We start from the raw sequence: 15,674 nt of genomic DNA, 5'->3' as shown, positions 1-15,674 counted from the left end.
TACGGTTTGGCTTGGGCGTTCAGAGCATCCGCTGGAGGGCGCGGGCCAGCCGCTTGACCCCCTCCTCGATGGTCGCCTCATCGACGCAGGAGAAGCTCAGGCGCAGGGTGTTCTTGATTTCGGGGCGTACATAGAAGGGGGCGCCGGGCACGAAGGCTACCTTCTCCTTGATCGCCTCATCAAACAGGGCCATGGCGCTGATGTGGGCTGGCAGAGTCAGCCAGAGGAACATGCCCCCTTCCGGTCTGGTGTAGCTGACGCCGGGCGGGCAGTGACGGGCCAGTGCAGCCTCCATGGCAGCACGCTGGCGACCATAGACCTCCTTGATCTTCTCCAGATGGGCATCCAGTGAATTGTCGGTCAGGAAGCGGTGCAGCACCTGCTGGCTGAAGGCGTTGCTGTGCAGATCGGTGGCCTGCTTGGCGATGGTCACCTTCTTGCGTAGCCACTCCGGCACCAGCATCCAGCCCAGACGGAAGGCGGGCACCACGGTTTTGGAAAACGAGCCGAGCAGCACGGTATTGTTTGGCGCCAGCTTGGCAATGGGGGGCAGATGCTCCCCTTCGAAGCGCAGCTCGCCGTAGGGATCATCTTCCACCATCAACAGCTCGTGGCGCACCAGTCGCTCGGCCAGTGCCTCGCGGTTGGCACGGTTGTAGGAGACACCGCTCGGGTTCTGGAAGTTGGGCACGCCGTAGAGCAGCTTGGCATTGGATCCGCTTGCCAGCAGCGCATCCAGCGCCGCCAGATCCAGACCCTCTTCTTCAAGGGTGATCGGCTTGAAGGTGGGTTGATAGACAGAGAAAGCCTGAATGGCGCCAAGGTAACCCGGCTCTTCGATGATGAGATCCTGACCCTCGTCGATCAGCACCTTGCCCAGCAGATCCAGCGCCTGCTGGGAGCCGCTGGTGATGAGGATGTTGTCCGGATTGACCTGCATGCCGTGGCGGGTCAGATAGCGGTCGGCAATATATTGGCGCAGCGGGGCGAAGCCTTCGGTCGCCGCATATTGCAGGGCGGCAGCCCCTTGCTCGCGTAGCACATCCTGACAGGCCTGATCGATCGCCTTGACCGGAAACAGGTGGGGATTGGGCAGGCCACCGGCGAAGGAGATGATCTCCGGATTGGCGGCAACTTTGAGGATTTCACGGATAAAGGAAGGCTCGACCTTCTCGAAGCGCTGGGCAAAAAACGGCTGCATAGACAATTCTCTCGGCATGTGGGCGGTCGCTCCATTCGACCGCCAGGTTATCCGTTTGTATCAGATTTCAGAAATGAGGCAATGATTGTCACAAAAATCGCCAAAAAAGGCAGGTTTGGCACCTGCCCGAATTTTACCTGCCCGTGTGGCTCCCATGAATTGAAATGAGTTAGGGCGATCTTGTTTTGTGGACAAGCAACTGACCTTACAAACCCGGTTCCTTGAGGAAGCGGATCATCAGGTCGGTGTTGGCGCCAAGTTGGCTTTCTACTCTGCCTGGGAATAGTTCCGCCATCTTGTCGAGGCGGTCGTACTGGGTGTGCCAGATTTTTCCCCACTGGGTTTCGCTGTCACGATCGCAGGCGCTCTTGGTGGTGGCGTCATAGCAGTCCCACAGCGCTGGATTGGTGCTTTGGGAGTAGCCGTCATAGCCATCAGCGCCGTTGATGGTGAAGTTGGTCGCTTCAACGTAGGCGATCGGCACCCCCAGGCAGGCAAAGGGAGCGTGATCTGACCAGCTGCCAGTCTCCCCTTCCGGATAACCGCTGTAGCTGGGATGAATGGCAAACGGGGTCGCAGTCTGTTTGGAGAGGGTAAGCAGGCGATCCCGCACCTTGGGATCGAAGCTGTAGCGGCTCGGATCTGTGCAGTTGTATTCGGCGACGTCCGAGTGGGCTGAGTGGACGTAGACGATGTCGCCCCCGGCGATGGTGTCGTAGTTCACCATCGCCAGCAGCTTGGCGACGGCGGTGCTGTCGAGGCTGGCGGCATAGGCTTTGGAGCCGTTGAGACCGTTCTCCTCCGCCCCGAAGAATGCAAAGCGAACCGTGTAGGGCAAGGTTTGTCCTTTAAGCGCCTCAGCCACTGCCAGCAAGGCTGCGACGCCAGCGCCGTTGTCGGTGGCTCCTTCAGAACCTTTCTTGTCGCCCGTACTGTCGTAGTGGGCGCCGATCAGGATCACCTTGTCACTTGTGCCCTTGAGCTCAGCGATCAGGTTTTGGGAGTTTTTACTGGCGCCGCTTTTGGTGTAGGTGAAGGGTTGGCGTTGCACATCGTAGCCCCAACCGGTCAGATGGTCCTGGATCCATGCCGCGGCACGAGTTTCTGCCTCTGTCCCCGTGGGGCGCGCGCCAATCCCTTCTGCGGTTGAGCTCAACTGCACCAGATACTCATAGGCCTGCTCGGCGGCAGCAGGGGTTTGTGAGTCATTTGTTGATGTGTCGCATCCCGCAAGCAAAGTGGTGATGGCAAACGCCAATGCTCTGTATTTCATACTGCAATCCTTTGTTGTGTATGGTTTTATTTGCGCAGGCAGCATGTACTCGACGCGTGACCGATTCTGTGAACGGGTCGGCATTTGTCAACTGTTGTCAATGAAATGGAGAGAGATGAGGGATTTGTTTCGCGAAACACTTGCGCCTTGGGCCTATCTTGGGATAATTCGCTCCCCTGTTTTCGCGGGTCGATGAAATGCCGAGCCGCGAGCGGTCCCGCTAGGGATCGGACACAAGATGTATTACCCGGATTGATGAAATAACGAGACCATTATGCCTGTGACCCAAGATGTATTTAACGAAGACGGCAAGTTCATGCGCAAGATCCGCAGCTTTGTCCGTCGCGAAGGCCGCCTGACCAAAGGGCAGGAGAAGGCCCTGGAAGAGCTTTGGCCGGTCATGGGCATCGATTTCGAGCCAAAGCAGCTCGATCTGGTCGCACTGTTTGGCCGTGAAGCACCTGTGGTGCTGGAGATCGGCTTTGGTATGGGCGCCTCTCTGGTGGAGATGGCCAAGAATGCCCCCGAGAAGAACTTCATCGGCATCGAAGTGCACTCCCCGGGCGTGGGTGCCTGTCTGGGCACCGCTCAGGAAGCGGGCGTCACCAATCTGAAAGTGATCTGCCACGATGCGGTGGAAGTGCTGGAGCACATGATCCCGAACGGTTCACTCTCCTGCCTGCAGCTCTTCTTCCCGGATCCCTGGCACAAGAGCCGTCACCACAAGCGTCGCATCGTACAGCCTGCATTTGCCCAGGATATTCGTCAGAAGCTGGCCATCGGTGGCATGTTCCACATGGCGACCGACTGGGAAAACTATGCCGAGCACATGCTGGAAGTGATGAGCGCCGCCGAGGGTTACGAGAATACCTCTGCCACCGGCAACTGGATGCCTCGTCCGGACTGGCGTCCGCTGACCAAATTTGAACAACGTGGCCACCGTCTCGGCCACGGGGTTTGGGATCTGATTTTCAAGCGTGTCAGCTAAGCTGGCACGTCAACACACCTAGCGTATCAACTAACTTGAGGAGCTATCATGGCCAATCGTAGCCGCCGCCTGCGCAAGAAACTGCGCGTCGATGAATTCCAGGAAATGGGTTTCGACATCAGTTTCAACTTCCCGGTCGGCACTGCCGAAGAGACCATCGATGCGGTAGTCGATGCGATGATCGATGAGGTTGTTGAACCCCGTAAACTGGCTTTTGCCGGCTCCGGTCACCTGGCCTGGGAAGGGATGATCTGCACCCAGCAACTGGGCAAGTGTACCGAAGAAGACCGCGCCGCCGTCAAATCCTGGCTGGAAGGCAAGGGGATGGAAGCCGTGGTCGTTACCGAGCTGTTCGATCTCTGGTACGGTGAACCGGCCTGATACAAGGCTGCCGCATCTGGCGCCTTGTTGTGGGTAACTGAAAAATCCCGCCGCTGGCGGGATTTTTGTCAGTGGGGATGGGATCTCCACCGCTGTTTTAGTCATGGAATCGCTTATTGCTTATGGTGTTGTCATCCGAATTACTGGCCAGCATCCTTGAAGAGGTGCGCCCGTTGCTGGGACAAGGCAAGGTGGCCGACTACATTCCGGCACTGGCTCAGGTACCGGCCGATCGGCTTGGTATCGCAGTCTGTACCGTCGAGGGGGAGCTGTTCACCGCCGGTGACGCTTTCGAACCCTTCTCCATCCAGAGTATCTCCAAGGCCCTGAGCCTGACCCTGGCACTCACCCTCTATCAGGAGGAGGAGATTTGGGCCCGGGTTGGCAAGGAGCCCTCCGGCCAGCCCTTCAACTCGCTGGTACAGCTCGAGTTCGAGCAGGGGATCCCCCGCAACCCCTTTATCAATGCCGGGGCGCTGGTGGTGAGCGATCTGCTGGAGACCCGCCTCACTGCGCCCCGTCAGCGTACCCTCGAGCTGGTGCGCCGCCTTTCCGGCAATCCGGCCATCATGGCGGATCAGGTGGTCGCCCGCTCCGAATATCAGCACTCTGCCCGCAACGCCGCCATCGCCTATCTGATGAAGGCCTATGGCAACTTCGAAAACGAAGTGGACAAGGTGCTGCAAAGCTACTTCAATGCCTGTGCCATTCGCATGAGCTGCGTCGATCTGGCGCGGGCATTCATCTATCTGGCCAACCGTGGTGTGCCACTGGGCGAGAGCGTGCCACTGTTGCCAGCCCGCACCACCAAGCAGGTCAACGCCCTGCTCGCCACCTGCGGCCTTTATGACGAGGCGGGCGATTTTGCCTATCGGGTCGGCATGCCGGGCAAATCGGGTGTCGGCGGCGGTATCATTGCCCTGATCCCGGGCGAGCTCTGCGTCTGTGTCTGGTCGCCCGAGCTCAACAAAGCCGGCAACTCGCTGGCGGGCACGGCGGCGCTGGAGCAGCTGGCCGAGCGGCTGGGTCGCTCCATTTTTTAACCTTGTTCACTATGAATCGAGAAATCACCATGAAACGACATCTTCGCTTCCTGCAGGCCGCGTTGGCGACCTTACTGCTCTGGTGTGCCCTGCCCGCCGTGGCAGGGGAGTTGCCACCGTTCTCGCTGGCCGATGCCAAGGCCAAACAGGCTGTCATCCTGGATACCCGCGCCAGCTACTTCTATCAGGGGTGGCCGATGGAAGGGGAGAAGCAGGGCGGCCATGTGGCGGGCGCCGAGAACCTCTCTGCCGAGTGGAAATACAGCGATGAAGAGTGGCCAAAGGCGCTCGAGATCAAGGGGCTGAAGGCCGATCGTCCGGTTGCCCTCTACGGTGCGTCCCGCGAAGTGGCCGAGGTGGCCCGTCTGCTGCGCAAGCAGGGGATCAAGCAGCTGTTCGAGCTGCAAGGGTGGCAAGCCGCACCGCGCGAGTCGCTGGCACGCTGGCAGCAGCTGGTCTATCCGCGCTGGTTGGCGGATCTGCAAGAGGGCAAGCCGGTCGCCGCAGCGCCCAAGGGTGACTGGAAGCTGTTTGAAGTTGATTGGGGTTCACCCAAGGCCTACCTCATCAGCCACATCCCGGGGGCCGGTTATATCGATACCAACAGCCTCGAAGAGGAGCCGCTGTGGAACAAGGTCTCTGACGAAGCGCTCAAGAAGCTGCTGCTGGATAACGGCATCCGTCACGACACCACCGTCATCCTCTATGGTCGCAACACCATGGCGGCTGCCCGTGCCGCGCACCTGATGATGTACGCGGGGGTGAAAGATGTACGCCTGCTGGACGGTGGTCTGGATGCATGGTTTATCCAGCACCTGCGTACCGAAACCGGTCTGCCCAACAAATATGAGCCGGTGAAGGAGTTTGGCGTGGCCATTCCCGCTCACCCCGAGTACTACACCACGCTAAGTCAGGCGAAAGAACTGCTCAAGCAGCCCGATAGCGCACTGGTCAGTGTGCGTACCTGGGACGAGTTTGTCGGCAACACCTCTGGCTACAGCTACATCAAGCCGAAGGGCGATATCCCGGGGGCCAAGTGGGGTCACGGTGGGGTGGATGCCAACAGCATGAGCGACTTCCACAACCCGGACGGCACCATGAAGCCGGCCCGCGAGATCCTCGCCATGTGGGACCAGTGGAACATCGAGCCAACTCAGCAGGCCGCATTCTACTGCGGTACCGGCTGGCGCGCCTCCGAGGCCTTCTTCTACGCCTGGCTGATGGACTGGAAACGGATCAGCGTCTACGACGGCGGTTGGTATGAGTGGAGTTCCGATCCCAAGAACCCGACCGTGACCGGTGAGCGCCAGCCCGCCAAGTCATGATTGCGCGCTTGCGCTTGAAAGAAGAGGCCGGACAGATGTCCGGCCTTTTTGTATCCGCTCGGACCTGCGCCAGCCTGCCACTACACTTTGCTGGTGGCTATCAGGTCGATGGAAGGAGTGACTGATGAGACGGATATGGACAGGCCTGCTGGTGGCAGGCGTACTGGCACAGGGGGTAATGGCTGCCGAACGGGCTCGTTATCTGGTGCAACTCAAGCCGGGGGCGGAGGCCGCTGTGCTGGCCCAAAGCAAAGGGATGGGGGGCGAGCTGGCCCTGCAACTGCCCGAGCAGCATGCGCTGGCGCTCTGGTTGCCAGCTGCTGCAGCGACAGCGCTGGCGCGCAACCCCAACGTGCTGTGGGTGGAGCCGGATGCCAAGCGTTATGCCAGTGCCGAGACCCTGCCTTATGGCATTCCCATGGTACAGGCGCCACAACTGAGCGATGGTATGGCCGGAGAGGTGCTGGTGTGTATCATTGACTCTGGCTATAGCGGCAATCACCCGGATCTGCCCCATGGGGCGCAGGTGCAGGGTAGTGACAACGCAGGTACAGGCAGCTGGAGTAGTGACGAAAACGGTCACGGCACCCACGTGGCAGGCACCATAGCCGCCATTGGGGGGAACGACATGGGCGTGGTCGGTGTCTTGCCGAATCAGAGTGTCCCGCTGCACATCATCAAGGTGTTTGGCGCCAACGGCTGGGCCTATACCTCCAACCTGGTGGGGGCTCTCAATGCCTGCAAGCAGGGGATGAGCAGTCGTGGCTTTACTCGCATGGTCATCAACATGAGCCTAGGGGGCAATGTGCCCAGCAAGACGGAAGAGCAGGCGTTCAATCAGGCTTACAGCCAGAATGTGTTGAGTGTGGCGGCGGCGGGCAATGCGGGCAACACCAGCAAGTCCTATCCCGCCTCTTACAGCAGTGTGGTGAGCGTGGCTGCTATCGATAGCAGCAAGCAGTTGGCTTATTTCTCGCAACGCAACGATCAGGTGGAGCTGGCGGCCCCCGGTGTTGCTGTGCTGTCGACCGTGCCGAGTGGTTACGCCAGCTACAGCGGTACCTCGATGGCGACCCCTCATGTGGTCGGGGTCGCCACCCTGGCCTGGTCACAGCGGCTGGAGTGCAGCAATGATCAACTGCGCCAGACCCTGCGCAGCAGCGCCCAGGATCTGGGGGCTGTCGGACGGGACAACAGCTATGGCTATGGTCTGGTGCAGGCCAGAGGCGCGGCAGATCGGCTGGCACTTGGCTGTGGTTCCGGTACCGGTAGCAGTGGCAAACCGGGTGGTCGCAAGTAACTGATTTTTGATGGTGATCTCACTTTATTGTGCAAGTTTCCGACTGCCTGCCGGATTGGAGTAGGCTGGATATGACACCCTCGTGGTGAGGGTGAAAGGAGAAGAGTGCGCCTATGAAAAAACTGATGATGATCCTGGTGTGCGCCCTGGGGCTGGTAGCATGCAGCTCCCAATACATCATGAGCACCAAGGATGGCAAGATGATCACCACAGAGAGCAAGCCCAAGCTGGACGAGAGTACCGGTATGTATCGCTATTACGATCATGAAGGGCGTGAGGTGATGATTAATAAAGAAGATGTGACCCAGATCATGGAGCGTTGAGCGCTCATATGCAGTCAGGGCCGCAATATGCGGCCCTTCACATTTTTACCGGCAAATTCCTTCATTTTCTCAGGCAATCGCCCCTCTTTCGCCGCAAATGCGCGTTCGGGTACAGCTTCCGTTATGGTTCGGTCCGTATTATTGCACTCCGTTTTTTATTGGAGGTGTTATGTCCCTGATGTCTATCTGGAATTCCCGTTTTTCCGCGCGCACCCTGCTGGGTGGTGTCTTGCTGGTGGTGGCGTCAGCCAGCCATGCTGGCGATGATCAGTTCACGCTGGGGCGGACTATTTTGCTGGGGGCCGGTGATCATGGTGCGACAATTCCTTTGGTGATTTGCCGTCAGACCAAATATATCAAGGTGAAGGCGGAACGTGATTTGACCCTGGATCGGGTGGTGGTGACCTATGGTGGTGATCGTACCAAAACCATTCGCTTCGATCGGGAGATGAGCAGTGATAAAGAGACCGAGTGGAAATCACTGGGTTCGCGTCGTTGTGTGAAAAAGATCGAAGTGTACGGTAATTCAGAGCGCAGCAAAGCGGGCGTAAAAGTATTCGGCCGTAAATAATCGATGCATTTTGTCTGCACGAACAGATGAGCTAAAAATAATGGCGAGCCGTGGCTCGCCATTATTTTTTATGGTCGGCTTTGCTATTTTTTCGGCCGAAATGGCTTGATGACAGTTTCATCGCACTCGAGATACGGCCCTTCCATCAAATCGATGCAGTAGGGGATGGCGGGGAATACTGCATCCAGACACTCGCGGATCGATTTGGGCTTGCCCGGCAGATTGACGATCAGGGTGTCGTCGCGCAGTCCGGCTGTCTGGCGCGACAGAATGGCGGTCGGCACAAACTTGAGGGATTCGGCCCGCATCAGCTCGCCAAAGCCCGGCATCATGCGATCACACACCGCTTCGGTCGCTTCCGGCGTGACATCCCGCTTGGCCGGGCCGGTGCCGCCTGTGGTGACGATGAGACAACACTGCTCTTCATCCGCCAGCCGGATCAGGGTCGCTTCAATCTGATCCTGTTCATCGGGGATCACCTGATAGACAGGTTCCCACTCCGAGGTCAGATAGGCGTTCAGGGTGTCGATGATGGCCTTGCCGGAGAGGTCTTCATAGATGCCCGCGCTGGCGCGATCGCTGACGGTGACGATACCGATTTTTGCCTTGCTCATGGTCTGCTCTTGAATGTCCGATAAAAGTGGCAATTAAAATAACATAATCAGTGAGATATGTTAAATCGTCGGAAGGAGCTACTGGTCATTTTATGGATGATAAAGAGTCGAATGAAGCAAAATTAATTTATCCCGACTTTTATTGGAAATAAAAAACATAAAAAAGCAGCCTAAAATGTCTAAGTGTTTTGCATGCTCTTTCTTTTTTAAGCAAATGTTTGTTTCTGCATGTTATTTCAATGGATGATTTTCATCATGGTTGCCATTTTAATAACGATTACCTGAGTGGTGTGGTGAGCTCTTTGCCGCTCGGTCGTATATAAAGTTTTATATGGCTGGTTCCTCAAGTTGTAGAGCCAGCAATAGTCGCCAAGGAGGGCATATGGAGTTGCCTGATTTTGACACCCTGAAGGAGTTGGCCGCGAGTGAGCCCTCCCGGCTGGATGCGATTCTGGAGCAGCAGATCGACCAGTTGATGGCCCGAGCGAGCCCCGATCAGCAGCGCCGTCTGCGCGGGTTGCAGTTCAAGATTGATGGTCAGCGCCGTCTGGCGAAAAACAATCTTGATAGCTGTATCCGGATTACCAACATGATGCGGGAATCTTTTTATTTGATGCGCAGCGAAATGAGCCAGTTCAGAGAAGAGGGGGACCCTCCGCCTGAAAGCGATGGCAGTGGTAAAATAATCCATCTGGCTGACTATCGACGTCGCAAATAATCTGCAATAACCCCCTTGGTTGATATTTCAGCCAAATCGGTGAGGCCATAATAAAGGGAATTGCTGGCGACCTGATTGTTATGATTTTTAATGTTAGTCGTAATGTATTTGTGATGTAATTTCTTTTCTCCTTCTTGTAATAACTAATTAGTCAGGTTGTGATAGGGGTGGATGAATAACAGTAAAAGTTAGGCTAATATGGCCGAAATTTTTATTGCTACGACTCGAAGGGATTATGAGAAGTATCACACCAAGACGGGTGTTGTCGCGGGAGCAACAGACAGAGATCACCCGCATTATCGTCAAGGTGGGTCAGATGTTGGCCCAGTTCGGGGCGGAGAGCAGGATCATCGAGCAGACCACGGTGCGGCTGGGGATGGCGCTGGGGCTGGAGAGTGTCGAGATGGCCATCTCTTCCAGTGCCATCGTGCTCACCAGCCTCTATCAGGGGGGCTGTGTTACCACTACCCGGCGGGTGCGCGAACATGGCATCAACATGCAGGTGGTGTGCGAGATCCAGCGGATCTGCATCATGGCGGAGAAAGAGCTGATCGGTGCCCGTGAAGTGCGCCAGCGCCTCGAGGCCATCGTCCCCTTTCACTATCACCCCTGGCTGGTGGTCCCCATGGTGGGGCTCTCATGTGGTGCCTTTAGCCTGCTGTTTGGCGGTGACTGGCCCATCTTCCTGGTGACCTGTTTCTCGTCTGCCGTGGCGATGCGGGTGCGCCAGCTGATGGCCCGCCATCACCATAGCCCGCTCATCAACTTTGCCGCTACCGGCTTTATCGCCACCTTGCTCTCCTCCAGCGCCACCTTCTTTAACTGGGGTGACCAGCCTTATCTCGCCATGGCGGCCAGCGTGCTGCTGCTGGTGCCGGGCTTTCCGCTGATCAATGCGGTCTCAGACATGGTGAAGGGCTACTTCAACATGGGGCTGGCCCGCTGGGGGACCGCGACCCTGCTGACCATCAGCGCCGCCATAGGTATCATTTTGGCCATGTCGGTCACCGGTATCTGGGGGTGGAAAGTATGATGGATTTGCTCTGGCTACTGGCCAAGGATGCCTTCTGGTCCTCCATTCCGGCGGTGGGGTTTGCCATGCTGTTCAATGTGCCACCACGGATGCTGAAGTATTGCGCCATGGGCGGCGCGCTGGCCCACAGCCTGCGTACCTTGCTGATCCACTATGGTATGCCCATCGAGTGGGCGACGCTGGCGGCGGCCACCACGGTCGGCTTTGTCTGCGTCTACTGGTCGCGCCGTCTGCTGGCGCCGCGTCCGGTGTTCAGCGTTGCCTCCATCATTCCGATGATCCCGGGCAGTTATGCCTTCAAGACCATGATTGCGGTGGTAGAGCTCAACATCAACGGCGTGACCATGGAGTTGATCCAGAGTGCGGTGGAGAACGGCCTCAAGGCGCTGTTTATCGTCGGCGCCCTCAGTTTCGGTCTAGCGATTCCTTCCTTGGTCGTGTATCGTAACCGCCCCATTATATGAATGGTGAAGTGAGAGATTGATACCGTGAAGATTTCCATGATTGCCGCCGTGGCTCAAGACCGTGTGATCGGCAAGGACAACCAGATGCCCTGGCATATGCCGGCCGATCTGGCCCACTTCAAGCGGATCACCCTCGGCAAGCCGGTGCTGATGGGACGCAAGACCTTCGAATCCATTGGTCGTCCACTACCCGGGCGCCGTAATCTGGTGATCAGCCGTAATCCTGAGTATCGGGTTGATGGTGTAGAAGTAATTGATTCTGTTAAGGCTGCATTAGAACTATTGAGTCATGACGAAGCTGTGGAGGAGCTGATGGTGATCGGTGGTGGTCATCTGTTTGAACAGCTCTTGCCGAAGGCTGAACGCCTCTATCTGACCCAGATTGAACTTGAAGTTGAGGGCGACGCCCATTTTCCAGTGTTGGATCATACCGACTGGGAGCTATTGGAAGAAGAGTCTCATTTAGCTGATGAGCGGAATGCTTATCCCTACCGCTTCGAGACCTGGCAACGCCGGTGAATTATGGCATGCGCTAATCGATAGCCACTAAAAAGCCCCTTGTGTTGCACAAGGGGCTTTTTTCGCACGGGCTATTTGCCAGAAGCTCCGTGCCAGCAGGCCGATGGTCCAGAGGTGGCAGGGCGATCTCATCACGGCGTGTGAATGCACCTTCATCCTCTGCTCTGCCCCTCCTCTGCTCCTTTTCTTGTCCCCCAATCTATCCTCATTGTGACCAATAAATGGTTAGATATGTAATTATTTGGTCGCTGTTGCTTATCTGGGTGGCATGTCATGCTTTTACCTCCATCAAACTGCCTTTGCTTGCTCTTTTTTGATTGTTTTTGATGATTTTCCCCAGTGAATCTTCGTTTTATATGGAAAATTTTATGGATAAAACCAGACTTTGTCCGTTTTTTGTCGATATAAATAACTGATTAAAATCAAATGCTTATTTTGGCGTTAGCTTGCTGGGACTCTATTGGTTCTTTTGTTTTGGTTGTCTGTTGCTTAGTGTAATAAGTAATTGGTTCGCGTTCGACGGTTTGCCTGGCAAGTCGTCGGCCAAGAAAAAAGGACAATATGACAGTCAAACTCGAGGTTAAATCACTCTACAAAATCTTCGGCGATCAGCCGGAAAAAGCGTTCAAATTGCTGGCGAAAGGGCATGACCGCGCCAGCATCCTGCAAAAAACCGGGCAGACCCTGGGGGTCCAGGATGTCAATCTGGCCATCGACGAAGGGGAGATCTTCGTGGTGATGGGCCTCTCCGGCTCGGGCAAATCCACCCTGGTGCGTCTCTTCAACCGGCTGATCGAGCCAACCCGCGGCCAGGTACTGATCGATGGTGAGGACATCGCCGCCATCTCCGACGGCGAGCTGCGTCAGGTGCGGCGCAAGAAGATCAGCATGGTATTCCAGTCCTTCGCCCTGATGCCGCACCTGAGCGTGCTGGAAAACACTGCCTTCGGGCTGGAGCTGGCCGGTGTGCCGCTGGCGGAGCGCCAGCAGAGCGCCCGCCAGGCGCTCCATCAGGTGGGGTTGGGTCAGTGGATCGATGCCTTCCCCGATGCCCTCTCCGGCGGCATGAAGCAGCGGGTCGGCCTGGCTAGGGCGCTTGCCAACGACCCTGACATCCTGCTGATGGACGAGGCTTTTTCGGCGCTGGATCCGCTGATCCGCACCGAGATGCAGGACGAGCTGCTCAAGCTGCAGGCCAGCCAGCAGCGCACCATCGTCTTCATCTCTCACGATCTGGACGAGGCGATGCGTATCGGCGATCGCATCGCCATCATGCAGGACGGCCAGCTGGTGCAGGTCGGCACCCCGGACGAGATCCTGAACCAGCCCGCCAATGACTATGTGCGCGCCTTCTTTCGCGGGGTGGATCTGGCCAACGTGTTCAGCGCCCGCGACGTGGCCAGCCGCAAGCAGATGCCGCTCATCAAGAAGCACACCACCGACGGGCCGGGCAACGCCCTGCGCCAGCTCAAGGAGCAAGAGCGGGAGTTCGGTTACGTGGTGGATCGCCGGCGTCGCTTCATCGGGGTCGTCTCGGTGGAGTCGCTCGGTCATGCAGTCAGGGCCAAAGGCAGCCTGGAGCAGGCGCTGCTGGCGGACATCCGGCCCATTATGGCGGACACCGCCCTCAACGAACTGATCAGCCAGGTGGCGGCCGCCCCCTGTCAGGTGCCCGTGGTCGAGGAGGATGGCACTTATCTGGGCCTCATCTCCAAGGCCAACCTGCTGAACACCCTGGACAGGAGTACCCCGGCATGAAGCTGATGAATCCCAATTTTTTACTGAGCGGGCTGCTGGCCCTGGTGCTGCTGGCGAGCCCCGCCCTGCGTGCCGATGAGGTGGCGGCCGACCCTTGGGGCGCCACGGCTTCTAGTGCCACCGAGGTGGCCGATCCCTGGAGTGATACCGCCACCGCCGCCACCGACTGGCAGAACCAGATCGAGACGGTGGATACCACAGCTGCCGTCGACTGGCTGGATCCCTTCCAGCAGGCGTTGGTGCCACTGGACAGCTGGGTCGAGGATGGCATCGGCTGGCTGGTGGACAACCTGCGTCCCGTGTTTCAGCTGATCCGTGCACCGGTGGAGCTGGCGCTGGGCGGCATGACCCATCTGCTGCAGACGGTACCTTCCACCCTGATGATCGGTCTGCTGACCCTGATCGCCTGGCAACTGGTGAACGCTCGCATGGCGCTGGGAACCCTGTTCTCGCTAGTGGTGGTGGGCCTTATCGGCGCCTGGTCCGATGCCATGGTGACCCTGTCGCTGGTGCTGACCTCGCTGTTCTTCTGCGTGCTGATCGGGCTGCCGGTCGGCATCCTGCTGGCGAGGAGCGAGCGACTGTCGCGCTGGACACGGCCGCTGCTGGATGCGATGCAGACTACCCCGGCCTTCGTCTACCTCATCCCCATCGTCATGCTGTTCGGTATCGGCAACGTGCCCGGGGTGGTGGTGACCGTCATCTTCGCGCTGCCGCCTATGATCCGGCTGACCATGCTGGGCATTCGCCAGGTGCCTGCGGATCTGGTTGAGGCGGCCCACTCGTTCGGTGCCAGCCCCTCTCAGCTGCTGTTCAAGGTACAACTGCCGCTCGCCATGCCCACCATCATGGCCGGGGTCAACCAGACCCTGATGCTGGCACTCTCCATGGTGGTGATCGCCTCCATGATTGCGGTGGGGGGCCTCGGCCAGATGGTGCTGCGCGGCATCGGCCGGCTCGACATGGGGCTCGCCTCCATCGGCGGCCTCGGCATCGTATTGCTGGCCATCGTGCTCGACCGCCTGACCCAGGCGATGGGACAGCCGGATCGCAGTCGTACCGGCCGCTGGTATCAGCGCGGCCCCGCCGCCCTGCTGCTGCGCCTGCTCGGCCGCGACAAGTCTATCGATTACAAAGGAGTAAATGCATGAGGCTCATTACCAAGACGCTGACCCTGGGTTCCCTGCTGTTGAGCTCCCAACTGCTCGGCCCGCTCGCCATGGCCAGCACCGAGCTGCCGGGGGAGGGAGTGCGCGTCCAGCCCCTGCAGAGCTCGTTGCCGGAGGAGAGTTTTCAGACCCTGTTGGTCAGCAAGCTGATGGCGCGCCTCGGCTATGACGTCCAGCCGGCCCAGGAGGTGGATTACAACGTGGCCTACGCCTCGGTGGCGCAGGGGGATGGCACCTTCCTCGCCTTCAACTGGATACCGCTGCAAAACAACAAGTATGAGCAGGCTGGCGGCGACAAGGTGTTCTTCCGTGAGGGCACCTATGTGGCCGGGGCCGCCCAGGGCTATCTCATCGACAAGCAGACCGCGACTCGCTACGGCATCACCAATCTGGGTCAGCTCAAGGATCCCAAGCTGGCGGCGCTGTTTGACGGCGATGGCGACGGCAAGGCCGACCTGGTGGGTTGCAATCCGGGCTGGGGCTGCGAAGAGGCGATCAACCGTCATCTGGCCGGGTTTGGCCTGACCCCGACCGTCACTCACAAGCAGGGCAACTACGCGGCGCTGATCGCCGATACCCGTGCCCGTTACCAGGCCGGCAAGCCGGTGCTCTACTACACCTGGACCCCCTACTGGCTCAGCAGCGAGCTGGTGCCGGGCAAGGACGTGGTGTGGCTGGAGGTGCCCGCCGACGGCCCTGATGCGGCCAAGACCCGGCTGCCGAACGGCAAGAACTATGGCTTCCCGGTCAACACCATGCATATAGTGGCCAACAAGCAGTTCGCCGAGGCCAACCCGGCAGCCGCCAGGCTGTTCTCCATCGTCAAGCTTCCGCTCAATGACATCAACGTGCAGAACGGCCTGATGAACAAGGGGCAGAACAAGCCGGCGGATGTGGAGCGTCACGCCGACGCCTGGCTCAAGGGCCACGAGGTGCTGGTGAACGACTGGCTGACCCAGGCGCGCGCCGCCAAGTAATGGGGGGTGGAATGCCA

At 58.4% G+C, this 15,674-nt stretch carries 17 protein-coding genes; 14 read left to right on the top strand and 3 right to left on the bottom strand.

Annotation, left to right across the window (positions count from 1 at the left end):
* Positions 1 to 19 precede the first annotated feature (19 nt).
* Positions 20 to 1,201 (bottom strand): aminotransferase-like domain-containing protein, encoded by a 1,182-nt coding sequence (locus tag G5533_RS07810; RefSeq protein ID WP_144714308.1) that lies wholly within the window; start codon positions 1,199 to 1,201, stop codon positions 20 to 22.
* A 205-nt stretch (positions 1,202 to 1,406) separates the two neighbouring features.
* Positions 1,407 to 2,474 carry a M28 family metallopeptidase gene (locus G5533_RS07805; RefSeq protein WP_144714311.1) on the bottom strand — a complete coding sequence of 356 codons (1,068 nt, stop codon included), beginning with the start codon at positions 2,472 to 2,474 and terminating at the stop codon, positions 1,407 to 1,409.
* A gap of 274 nt (positions 2,475 to 2,748) precedes the next feature.
* Here G5533_RS07805 and trmB point away from each other — a divergent pair, with 274 nt between their 5' ends.
* The 7 genes from trmB (at position 2,749) to G5533_RS07770 (ending at position 8,405) form a co-directional block, all read left to right on the top strand.
* On the top strand, positions 2,749 to 3,462 hold the full coding sequence (gene trmB, locus G5533_RS07800; protein WP_421172132.1) for a tRNA (guanosine(46)-N7)-methyltransferase TrmB: 714 nt from the start codon (positions 2,749 to 2,751) through the stop codon (positions 3,460 to 3,462).
* Between the two features lie 48 nt (positions 3,463 to 3,510).
* Positions 3,511 to 3,843, top strand: a complete 333-nt coding sequence (locus G5533_RS07795; protein ID WP_005348158.1) for a YggL family protein — start codon at positions 3,511 to 3,513, stop codon at positions 3,841 to 3,843.
* Positions 3,844 to 3,965: 122 nt separating this feature from the next.
* Complete coding sequence (glsB, locus tag G5533_RS07790; RefSeq protein ID WP_421172131.1) at positions 3,966 to 4,886, top strand: glutaminase B; 921 nt, start codon at positions 3,966 to 3,968, stop codon at positions 4,884 to 4,886.
* Between the two features lie 29 nt (positions 4,887 to 4,915).
* Complete coding sequence (locus G5533_RS07785) at positions 4,916 to 6,211, top strand: sulfurtransferase (protein WP_441254677.1); 1,296 nt, start codon at positions 4,916 to 4,918, stop codon at positions 6,209 to 6,211.
* A gap of 124 nt (positions 6,212 to 6,335) precedes the next feature.
* Positions 6,336 to 7,511: a S8 family peptidase gene (locus tag G5533_RS07780; RefSeq protein WP_441254676.1), complete on the top strand. Its 1,176-nt coding sequence runs from the start codon at positions 6,336 to 6,338 to the stop codon at positions 7,509 to 7,511.
* Positions 7,512 to 7,624: 113 nt separating this feature from the next.
* Positions 7,625 to 7,834 (top strand): YgdI/YgdR family lipoprotein, encoded by a 210-nt coding sequence (locus G5533_RS07775; RefSeq protein ID WP_129503426.1) that lies wholly within the window; start codon positions 7,625 to 7,627, stop codon positions 7,832 to 7,834.
* Positions 7,835 to 8,003: 169 nt separating this feature from the next.
* On the top strand, positions 8,004 to 8,405 hold the full coding sequence (locus G5533_RS07770; protein ID WP_129503427.1) for a DUF2541 family protein: 402 nt from the start codon (positions 8,004 to 8,006) through the stop codon (positions 8,403 to 8,405).
* 83 nt (positions 8,406 to 8,488) lie between these two features.
* Here the strand turns inward: G5533_RS07770 and mog are convergent, their stop codons facing one another.
* Positions 8,489 to 9,019 (bottom strand): molybdopterin adenylyltransferase, encoded by a 531-nt coding sequence (mog, locus tag G5533_RS07765; protein ID WP_005354170.1) that lies wholly within the window; start codon positions 9,017 to 9,019, stop codon positions 8,489 to 8,491.
* 382 nt (positions 9,020 to 9,401) lie between these two features.
* Here mog and G5533_RS07760 point away from each other — a divergent pair, with 382 nt between their 5' ends.
* The 7 genes from G5533_RS07760 (at position 9,402) to proX (ending at position 15,657) form a co-directional block, all read left to right on the top strand.
* Positions 9,402 to 9,737 (top strand): DUF3135 domain-containing protein, encoded by a 336-nt coding sequence (locus G5533_RS07760; RefSeq protein WP_021229719.1) that lies wholly within the window; start codon positions 9,402 to 9,404, stop codon positions 9,735 to 9,737.
* A 235-nt stretch (positions 9,738 to 9,972) separates the two neighbouring features.
* Entirely contained in the window at positions 9,973 to 10,770 is a 798-nt protein-coding gene (locus tag G5533_RS07755; RefSeq protein ID WP_005348133.1) for a threonine/serine exporter family protein, read from the top strand.
* Complete coding sequence (locus tag G5533_RS07750) at positions 10,767 to 11,234, top strand: threonine/serine exporter family protein (protein ID WP_026035076.1); 468 nt, start codon at positions 10,767 to 10,769, stop codon at positions 11,232 to 11,234. The genes G5533_RS07755 and G5533_RS07750 overlap by 4 nt, the downstream gene beginning before the upstream one ends.
* A 24-nt stretch (positions 11,235 to 11,258) precedes the next feature.
* Positions 11,259 to 11,753 carry a type 3 dihydrofolate reductase gene (gene folA, locus G5533_RS07745; RefSeq protein ID WP_227342053.1) on the top strand — a complete coding sequence of 165 codons (495 nt, stop codon included), beginning with the start codon at positions 11,259 to 11,261 and terminating at the stop codon, positions 11,751 to 11,753.
* A 561-nt stretch (positions 11,754 to 12,314) separates the two neighbouring features.
* Positions 12,315 to 13,511: a glycine betaine/L-proline ABC transporter ATP-binding protein ProV gene (proV, locus tag G5533_RS07740; RefSeq protein ID WP_216953005.1), complete on the top strand. Its 1,197-nt coding sequence runs from the start codon at positions 12,315 to 12,317 to the stop codon at positions 13,509 to 13,511.
* Positions 13,508 to 14,662 carry a glycine betaine/L-proline ABC transporter permease ProW gene (gene proW, locus G5533_RS07735; protein ID WP_216953006.1) on the top strand — a complete coding sequence of 385 codons (1,155 nt, stop codon included), beginning with the start codon at positions 13,508 to 13,510 and terminating at the stop codon, positions 14,660 to 14,662. Before proV ends, proW begins: the two co-directional genes overlap by 4 nt.
* On the top strand, positions 14,659 to 15,657 hold the full coding sequence (proX, locus tag G5533_RS07730) for a glycine betaine/L-proline ABC transporter substrate-binding protein ProX (RefSeq protein ID WP_227342055.1): 999 nt from the start codon (positions 14,659 to 14,661) through the stop codon (positions 15,655 to 15,657). The genes proW and proX overlap by 4 nt, the downstream gene beginning before the upstream one ends.
* Positions 15,658 to 15,674: the final 17 nt, after the last annotated feature.

The sequence above is a fragment of the Aeromonas sp. A600620 genome (assembly GCF_029479985.1).
In the GTDB taxonomy this organism is placed as follows: Bacteria; Pseudomonadota; Gammaproteobacteria; order Enterobacterales; family Aeromonadaceae; genus Aeromonas; species Aeromonas veronii_A.
Note: the sequence above shows the minus strand (reverse complement) of the source record. Positions and strands in the feature narration are given on the sequence as shown.

Excerpts from the sequence above, each read along its gene's own strand:
- G5533_RS07810 (WP_144714308.1), bottom strand. The coding sequence starts at position 1,201 with ATGCAGCCGTTTTTTGCCCAGCGCTTCGAGAAGGTCGAGCCTTCCTTT.
- G5533_RS07805 (WP_144714311.1), bottom strand. The coding sequence starts at position 2,474 with ATGAAATACAGAGCATTGGCGTTTGCCATCACCACTTTGCTTGCGGGA.
- trmB (WP_421172132.1), top strand. The coding sequence starts at position 2,749 with ATGCCTGTGACCCAAGATGTATTTAACGAAGACGGCAAGTTCATGCGC.
- G5533_RS07795 (WP_005348158.1), top strand. The coding sequence starts at position 3,511 with ATGGCCAATCGTAGCCGCCGCCTGCGCAAGAAACTGCGCGTCGATGAA.
- glsB (WP_421172131.1), top strand. The coding sequence starts at position 3,966 with ATGGTGTTGTCATCCGAATTACTGGCCAGCATCCTTGAAGAGGTGCGC.
- G5533_RS07785 (WP_441254677.1), top strand. The coding sequence starts at position 4,916 with ATGAAACGACATCTTCGCTTCCTGCAGGCCGCGTTGGCGACCTTACTG.
- G5533_RS07780 (WP_441254676.1), top strand. The coding sequence starts at position 6,336 with ATGAGACGGATATGGACAGGCCTGCTGGTGGCAGGCGTACTGGCACAG.
- G5533_RS07775 (WP_129503426.1), top strand. The coding sequence starts at position 7,625 with ATGAAAAAACTGATGATGATCCTGGTGTGCGCCCTGGGGCTGGTAGCA.
- G5533_RS07770 (WP_129503427.1), top strand. The coding sequence starts at position 8,004 with ATGTCCCTGATGTCTATCTGGAATTCCCGTTTTTCCGCGCGCACCCTG.
- mog (WP_005354170.1), bottom strand. The coding sequence starts at position 9,019 with ATGAGCAAGGCAAAAATCGGTATCGTCACCGTCAGCGATCGCGCCAGC.
- G5533_RS07760 (WP_021229719.1), top strand. The coding sequence starts at position 9,402 with ATGGAGTTGCCTGATTTTGACACCCTGAAGGAGTTGGCCGCGAGTGAG.
- G5533_RS07755 (WP_005348133.1), top strand. The coding sequence starts at position 9,973 with ATGAGAAGTATCACACCAAGACGGGTGTTGTCGCGGGAGCAACAGACA.
- G5533_RS07750 (WP_026035076.1), top strand. The coding sequence starts at position 10,767 with ATGATGGATTTGCTCTGGCTACTGGCCAAGGATGCCTTCTGGTCCTCC.
- proV (WP_216953005.1), top strand. The coding sequence starts at position 12,315 with ATGACAGTCAAACTCGAGGTTAAATCACTCTACAAAATCTTCGGCGAT.
- proW (WP_216953006.1), top strand. The coding sequence starts at position 13,508 with ATGAAGCTGATGAATCCCAATTTTTTACTGAGCGGGCTGCTGGCCCTG.
- proX (WP_227342055.1), top strand. The coding sequence starts at position 14,659 with ATGAGGCTCATTACCAAGACGCTGACCCTGGGTTCCCTGCTGTTGAGC.